Annotated in this window: 6 protein-coding genes; all 6 read right to left on the reverse strand. The window is 68.4% G+C overall.

What is annotated here, in order from left to right; genetic code table 11:
* Positions 1-62: 62 nt before the first annotated feature.
* Positions 63-875 (reverse strand): formate/nitrite transporter family protein, encoded by an 813-nt coding sequence (locus AS93_RS0113050; RefSeq protein WP_027591026.1) that lies wholly within the window; start codon positions 873-875, stop codon positions 63-65.
* A 32-nt stretch (positions 876-907) separates the two neighbouring features.
* On the reverse strand, positions 908-1,252 hold the full coding sequence (gene nirD / locus AS93_RS0113055) for a nitrite reductase small subunit NirD (protein ID WP_027591027.1): 345 nt from the start codon (positions 1,250-1,252) through the stop codon (positions 908-910).
* Positions 1,252-3,777, reverse strand: coding sequence for a nitrite reductase large subunit NirB (gene nirB / locus AS93_RS0113060; RefSeq protein WP_027591028.1), 2,526 nt, complete (start codon positions 3,775-3,777; stop codon positions 1,252-1,254). Before nirB ends, nirD begins: the two co-directional genes overlap by 1 nt.
* 364 nt (positions 3,778-4,141) lie before the next feature.
* A complete protein-coding gene (locus tag AS93_RS0113065) occupies positions 4,142-4,618 on the reverse strand; it encodes a hypothetical protein (protein ID WP_037009246.1) in 477 nt (158 codons plus the stop codon).
* A gap of 175 nt (positions 4,619-4,793) precedes the next feature.
* Entirely contained in the window at positions 4,794-5,666 is an 873-nt protein-coding gene (locus AS93_RS19355) for a copper resistance protein B (RefSeq protein ID WP_256214757.1), read from the reverse strand.
* Positions 5,667-5,677: 11 nt separating this feature from the next.
* Positions 5,678-7,376: copper resistance system multicopper oxidase (locus tag AS93_RS0113075; RefSeq protein WP_027591030.1), on the reverse strand; the 1,699-nt coding region annotated here is incomplete at its 5' end.

Below are 7,376 nucleotides of genomic sequence, written 5' to 3' on the forward strand. Positions count from 1 at the left end.
CCCCCTCTCCCTAACCCTCTCCCGCCAGGGGAGAGGGAACGGACTCGTGCACGCCGACTCCCTTACAGCACCGCCCGCTTCGGCGCCGTGCGCACATGGGTGGCGTAGAGGGTCAGGCCGGTGAAGGCCAGGCCGCCGACCAGGTTGCCCAGCGCGGTGGGGATCTCGTTCCACAGCATGTAGTCCATGATCGAGAAGTCGCCGCCCATCATCAGCCCGGCCGGGAACAGAAACATGTTCACCACCGAGTGCTCGAAGCCCATGTAGAAGAACAGCATGATCGGCATCCACATGGCGATCGCCTTGCCGCCGACGGTGGTGGAGATCATCGCGCCGACCACGCCCATCGACACCATCCAGTTGCACAGCACGCCGCGCAGGAAGATGGTCGCCCAGCCCGCCGCGCCGTATTCGGCGTAGCCCAGGGTGCGCGCCTCGCCGATGTGCGAGAGCTTCTGCGCCACCTCGCCCGGCTCGGTGGAGAAGCCGTAGGTGAAGACGAACACCATCATGAAGGCCACGGTCAGCGCGCCGGCGAAGTTGCCGAGGAACACCAGGCCCCAGTTGCGCAGGATGCCGCCGACGGTGACGCCGGGACGGCGGTCGAGCAGCGCCAGCGGGGTGAGCATGAACACCCCGGTCAGCAGGTCGAAGCCCATCAGGTAGAGCATCACGAAACCGACCGGGAAAAGCATGGCGCCGGCCAGCGCCGAGCCGGTCTGTACGGTGATGGTCACGGCGAACACCGCCGCCAGGGCGAGAATGGCGCCGGCCATGAAGGCGCGGATCAGGGTGTCGCGGGTGGACATGTGGATCTTGGATTCGCCGGCGTCGACCATCTTGGTGACGAATTCGGCAGGCACGATATAGGACATGACGGGATTCCTGTTCTTCCGAAAGAGGGCAATCAGCCCAACGCAATTTCCACGGCGTCGCCGTTCAGGCGCGCCGGCCAGACCCGCAGGCGTTGCTGCGGGTCCTCCAGGCACAGGCCGTCGTCCAGCCGGAAGTGCTGCTTGTAGAGGGGGGCGGCGACCACCGTTCGGCCCTTGAGGGAGCCGACGAGGCCGCGGCCGATGACGTTGGCACCGGATTTCGGGTCGCGGTTCTCGATGGCGTAGACCTGATCGCCGGACAGGTGGAACAGCGCCACCTGGGTGCCGTCCAGCCAGGCGACCACGCCAGAGTTGGCCACCAGATCATTGCGGCTGCACAGGGTGCGCCAGTGGGTGAGCGGGGCGAGCATGTTCATCAGTGCACCTCCTCGGCGGGAATCAGGGAAAGCTCGGACGCGCGCGCCGGACGGCGCTGGCCGCGTTCGCGCACGAAATGGATGTCGGGGTCGTCGCGGTGGTCGTTGACGAAGGTGCGGAAGCGCTTGAGCTTTTCCGGATCCTTCAGGGCGTTGGCCCATTCGCATTCGTAGCGGTCCACCACGAGCTGCATCTGGCGCTCCAGCTCGGCGCCCAGGCCCAGGCTGTCGTCGAGGATCACCGCCTTGAGGTAGTCCAGGCCGCCGTCCAGGCTTTCGCGCCACACCGAGGTGCGCTGCAGCTTGTCGGCGGTGCGGATGTAGAACATCAGCACGCGGTCGATGGTGCGGATCAGGCCGGCGTCGTCCAGGTCGGTGGCGAACAGCTCGGCGTGGCGCGGGCGCATGCCGCCGTTGCCGCAGATGTACAGGTTCCAGCCCTTCTCGGTGGCGATCACACCGATGTCCTTGCTCTGCGCCTCGGCGCATTCGCGGGTGCAGCCGGAGACGCCGAACTTGATCTTGTGCGGCGCGCGCAGGCCCTTGTAGCGGTTCTCCAGGGTCAGGGCCATGCCGACGCTGTCCTGCACGCCGTAGCGGCACCAGGTGCTGCCCACGCAGGACTTCACCGTGCGCAGCGACTTGCCGTAGGCGTGGCCGGTCTCGAAGCCGGCCTCGATCAGCTCGGCCCAGATGTCCGGCAACTGGTGCAGCTGCGCGCCGAACAGGTCGATGCGCTGGCCGCCGGTGATCTTGGTGTAGAGGTCGTATTTCTTCGCCACCTGGCCGATGGCGATCAGCCCCTCGGGAGTGATCTCGCCGCCGGGCACGCGCGGCACCACCGAGTAGGTGCCGTTCTTCTGCATGTTGGCCATGAAGGTGTCGTTGGTGTCCTGCAGCGGCACCAGCGCCGGGTCCTGGATCGGCCGGTTCCAGCAGGAAGCGAGGATCGAACCCACCGCCGGCTTGCAGATGTCGCAGCCCAGCTCGCCCTTGCCGTGGCGGGCCAGCAGATCCTCGAAGCGCTCGATGCCTTCGACGCGCACGATGTCGTACAGCGCCTGGCGGGTGTGGGCGAAGTGTTCGCAGAGGCTCTTGTCCACCGCCACGCCGCGGGCGGTCAGCTCATGCTCGAACACCTGCTTGAGCAGGCTGGCGCAGCCGCCGCAGCCGGTGGCCGCCTTGGTGACGCCCTTGAGCTCGCCCAGGTCGGTGACGCCGGCATCCACCTGGCAGCACACCGCACCCTTGGTGACGTTGTGGCAGGAACAAATGGTGGCGGTGTCGGGCAGGGCATCGGCGCCCAGCGCCGGCACGCCATCCGAGACGGGCAGGATCAGGCTGGACGGGTCGGTCGGCAGCTTGATGCCGTTCTGCGCGTACTGCAGCAGGGTGTCGTAGTAGCTGTTGTCGCCGACCAGCACGGCACCCAGCACGCGCTTGCCATCGGCGGATACCACCAAGCGGCGGTAGCTGGCCGTGGCTTCGTCGATGAAGCGGTAGCTGCGCGCACCCGGCGTGGCGGCATGGGCATCGCCGATGGAGCCGACGTCCACGCCGAGCAGCTTGAGCTTGGTGGACAGGTCGGCGCCGGTGAAGGGCGTGGCCTCGCGTCCGGCCAACTGGTCAGCCACGGTGCGCGCCATGCTGTAGCCCGGCGCCACCAGGCCGAACACGCTGCCGTTCCAGGCTGCGCATTCGCCGATGGCGTAGATGGCCGGATCGCTGCTGCGGCACAGATCGTCCACCGCCACGCCGCCGCGCGGGCCGAGCTCCAGGCCGGCGGCGCGGCCCAGGGCGTCCTGCGGGCGGATGCCGGCGGAGAACACGATCAGGTCGGTTTCCAGGCTGTCGCCGTCCTTGAAGGCCATGCGGTAGCGGTACTGGCTGCCGGCGACGATGGCTTCGGTGGCGCGGGACAGGTGCACGCCGACGCCGAGGGCCTCGATGCGCGCCCTGAGCGCCTCGCCGCCCAGCTCGTCCAGCTGCACCGGCATCAGGCGCGGGGCGAATTCCACCACATGGGCCTCCAGGCCTAGCGACTTCAGTGCGTTGGCCGCTTCCAGACCGAGCAGACCGCCGCCGACCACCACGCCGCGCCGGGCGCCCTGGGCGGCGGCGCGGATGAGGTCGAGATCTTCCAGGGTGCGGTAGACCAGCCGGGACGTGCCCTCGGCACCGGGAATCGGCGGCACGAACGGGTAGGAGCCGGTGGCCAGCACCAGATGGTCGTAGGCGTAGCGGCCCTGTGCGGTCACCACTTCGTTGCGGGCGCGGTCGATGGCGGTCACCGCCTCGCCCAGGTGCAGCTGCACGCCGTGGCGGGCATAGAAATCCGCCTCGCAGAGCGCCAGCGACTCGGCATCCCGACCGCCGAAGTACTCGGACAGGTGCACCCGGTCGTAGGCACGCTGGCGCTCTTCGCCGAACACCCGCACCTGAAAGCGCTCGAGCGCACCCTGCTCGGCCAGACGGGCCACGCAGTGATGACCCACCATGCCGTTGCCGATGATGACGATGTTCATGTGTCCTTCCTCTGCCTTTGCCGGCCGGTGTTCCGCCGGCCGAAACGCAAAAAGGCGCCTGGAGCCGTTGAGAGCTCCAGGCGCCTTTGCCTGGTGATTCGATGTGGGGTGGTGTTGGCCGAGCGCCGTTGCCCGGATCACCTGAATAACGGGGTCTTCGCTGACCCTGCCTGGAGTTAGCAGGGAGCGTGCCAGCGACGGAATGACGTGCGGCAATGCCCGATGCAGAGGGGTTTGGCGGCGAATGAGGGCAGGCGCGACGGGCTCGACGAATGATCCCTGATGGGGCGAAGCGCCCGTCGCGCTCCCTGTTTTGGGGCAGAGGCGTTATCCCCTCTCACCCGGCCGGGGAGAGGGGAATGACTCAGCGGTACTTGTGGTGCCACTGCTCCTTGTAATGGCCCCGGCCGCGTTTGTGCTTGTGATCGTGGCGCACATGGCGACGGTCGCCCCGGTAATCACCCCGGTAATCGCGTCGGTCATCATCGCCGTAGGCATTGCCCAGCGCGCCGCCGGCGGCGCCACCCACGGCGGCACCCAGCAGGCCGCCATTGGTACCGCCGACCTGCTGGCCCAGCACATTGCCACCGGCCGCGCCCAGTCCTCCGCCGACAGCGGCTTCGGTGCGAGAGCGCTTGTCGGCGCCAACGGCACTGCCGGCAGCACCACCGACCCCGGCGCCGATCACCGCGCCGGTGCTGCCGCCAAGGTGTCCGCCGACCACGCTGCCCATCACGCCACCCAGCGCTCCACCGACGGCGGCTTCGGTGTTATTGCCGGCAAAGGCGGCGCCGCTGAACAGGCCGAGGGTCAGGAAAACAATCGGGGCATGCTTCTTCATCAGGTGTGGCCTCAGAAAAATGACGGGGCGATGCTCGCTGCCCGAGGGTGCCGAAACAAGCCCTCGGCCGACGAGCTGCACGGCTTTACCGACTTTTTAAGCCGTCCTTACAAAACGCGGAACTTTGCGTCCTGGCGCGCAGCCAAACGCCCCTGGCCGGTAGCGGTCGCGGGCCTCAAAACCAGAAACGAACCCCGGCGACCACGGCGGTTTCCTCGCGATCCTCTCCCGCGCGGCGCAGGTAATCCGCCGTGTTGCCATAGGCGCGCTGCCAGCTCACGCCCAGGTAGGGCGCGAACTGCCGGGTGATCTCGTAGCGCAGCCGCAGGCCGGCCTCCACATCGCTGAAGCCCGCGCCAACGCCGCGTGCCGCGTCGTTGCGTCCGTGCAGGTTGAGCTCCACGGCCGGCTGCAGGATCAGCCGGTTGGTCAGCAGGATGTCGTAGTCGGCGGCCAGGCGCAGACCGGTCTGGCCGCCTTCGCCGAAGAACGCGCTGACTTCGGTTTCCAGGCCGTACAACGGCATGCCCTGGACGCCCGCCACCGCCCAGGTCTGCGGCGAGCCCGGCTTGAAGTCCTGACGCACGCCGAGCACGCTTTCCCACCAGGGGCCGATGGCGTGGCTCCACAGCAACTGCAGTTCGGCTTCCTCGGTGTGGCCATCGATGCGCTCGCCTTCCGAGCGCACCGCCAGGCGGTTGATGTCGCCGCCGATCCAGCCGTCGATGCCCCAGGCCAGGGCGTTGCCGTCGTCGGCATCTCGCCATTCCAGCTGGTCGGCAAGCAGCAGGAAGTTGGTCCCGCCCGCGTGCATGGCGTGCGGCGGCAGGTCGGGGAAGGCGGCGGCGCGGTCGGCGGCGGTTGGCGCCGGGATCGGCGTGCGGCCAGCGCCGTGCGTTGGCGCACGGTGGTGGCGATGCTCGTCGGCACTGGGTGAGGGCGTGCTCGGCGGATGGTGGCCATCGTGGGCACCTTGTGCCAGCGCCTGTGTGGTAAGCAGCAGGCCGACGGTCAGCGAAGCGAAATGGGATGTGCTGCGGAGGTTCATCATCGGCTTCCTCATTCTTCCACGCGGACTTCGCGGAACATGCCGAGGTCCATGTGCATCAACAGGTGGCAGTGGAAGGCCCAGCGGCCCAGCGCGTCGGCGGTGACGCGAAAGCTGCGCCGGGAACCGGGCGGCATGTCGATGGTGTGCTTGCGCACCAGGAAGTTGCCCTGTTCGTCCTCCAGGTCGCTCCACAGGCCGTGCAGGTGGATGGGGTGATGCATCATGGTGTCGTTGACCAGCACCATGCGCAGGCGCTCGCCGTACTTCAGGCGGATCGGCTCGGCATCGGCGAACGGCACGCCGTCGAACGACCAGGCGAAGCGCTCCATATGGCCGGTCAGGTGCAGCTCCAGGGTGCGCCCCGGCTGGCGGCCGTCCGGGTCGGCGAAGCGGCTGCGCAGGTCGGCGTAGGTCAGCACCCGGCGCCCGTTGTCGCGCAGGCCGATGCCCGGATCGTCCAGCTTGGCCACCGGCATCATGGTCTGCATGTCGAGCAACGGGTTGCCCGTCTCGCTGGCCGGGTGCGTCACCGTGCCCTGATCTAGGCCCGCCATGGCGCCGTGAGCGCTGTGATCCATATCCGCCATCGAACCGTGGGAACCGTGATCCATACCGGCCGCCTGGCCGTGCGCCCCATGCTCGCCGTGGCCCATGTCCGCCATGCTCAGCACCGGGCGCGGGTCCACGGCCGGCACCGGCGCGCGCAGGCCGTCGCGCACTGCCAGCGTGCCGCAGGCATAGCCGCTGCGATCCATGGCCTGGGCGAACAGGCTGTAGGCCGGTTGGTCGCCGGGTTCGACCAGTACGTCATAGGTTTCCGCCACCGCCAGGCGCAGTTCGTCCACCTGGACCGGCTCGACCGGCTGGCCGTCGGCGGCGATCACGGTGAGCTTCAGGCCCGGGATGCGGAAATCCAGGTAGCTCATGGCCGAGCCGTTGATCAGGCGCAGGCGAATGCGCTCGCCCGGCTTGAACAACCCGCTCCAGGGATTCGCCGGCGTGCGGCCATTGAGCAGGTAGGTGTAGGTGGCGCCGCTGACGTCGGCCAGGTCCGTGGGGCTCATGTTCATCCGTGCCCAGGCCCAGCGGTCACCCAGCGTTGCGCTCCAGCCCTGGTCGGCCACGTCGCGGATGAAGTCGCCGACGGTGCGGCGGTGCTCGTTGTAGTAGTCGGACTGCTTCTTCAGCTTGGCCAGCACCCGCGCGGGATTCTCGTCGGTCCAGTCGGAGAACATCACCACGTAGTCGCGTTCGTAGCGGTGGGGCTCGGGCTGCCGTGGCTCGATGATCAGCGGGCCGTACACGCCGAGCTGCTCCTGGAAGCCAGAATGGCTGTGGTACCAGTAGGTGCCGTGCTGCTTCACCCGGAAGCGGTATTCGTACAGGCCGTTCGGCGCGATGCCGGCGAAGCTGAAACCTGGCACGCCGTCCATGTTGGCCGGCAGCAGGATGCCGTGCCAGTGGATCGAGGTGTCCACCGGCAGGCGGTTGCGCACGCGCAGGGTCACGGTGTCGCCTTCGCGCCAGCGCAGCAGCGGGCCGGGAATCGAGCCGTTGATGGCCATGGCGGTGCGCCGCTTGCCGGTGAAGTCGACGTCCAGCGCGTCGATGGTCAGGTCGAACTCGGTGCCGGCCAGCACGGTCGGCTGTCCGGGGCTGGTCAGCGCCCAGACCGGCTGGCGCCACAGGCCCAGGCCGGCGAAGGCG

This window comes from Pseudomonas sp. RL (assembly GCF_000647775.1).
GTDB lineage: Bacteria > Pseudomonadota > Gammaproteobacteria > Pseudomonadales > Pseudomonadaceae > Serpens > Serpens flexibilis.